Source organism: Stenotrophomonas sp. 01N47, assembly GCF_056399165.1.
This window is the reverse complement of record NZ_JBFTQU010000080.1, coordinates 1-403: the sequence shown is the minus strand read 5'-3', so window position 1 is coordinate 403 and position 403 is coordinate 1. Positions and strand designations below refer to the sequence as shown.

Sequence of the window (403 nt, the reverse complement as noted above, 5' to 3'; positions counted from 1 at the left end):
CACCCGACCGGGTGAGCATCCTCCGCTTGAGAGCCCCACCGTGAATCCAGTCCCGTTAGTCAGCCTCGTCATTCCCGCCTTCAATCCACGCTTCTTCGCTCGGGCGCTGCGCAGCGCTGTGATCCAGCAATACGCCAACCTCGAAATCATTGTGTGCGACGACAGTCGCGGCGATGAGATCAAGCAGGTTGTCGAGTCGCTGGCGGGCGACGCGGCAGAACGTGTGCGGTATGTACGAAACCCGCAGACGCTGGGGTTTGTCGGCAATCTGCTGGCGTGCCTGGGCGAGGCAAGGGGCGAGTACATCAAGTTTCTCTGCGATGACGATCAGCTGTCGCCTGCGTGTATCGAGCGCCAGGCGCAGGTCTTGAGCGAGCAGGCGGACATCAATCTGGTGCTGGCC

General features: G+C 61.8%; 1 protein-coding gene. It reads left to right on the top strand.

Annotation, left to right across the window (positions count from 1 at the left end; all coding sequences use genetic code 11):
- Positions 1–40: 40 nt before the first annotated feature.
- A partial coding sequence (locus AC1DKR_RS21310; protein ID WP_478035170.1) for a glycosyltransferase family 2 protein occupies positions 41–403 on the top strand: 363 nt, incomplete at its 3' end.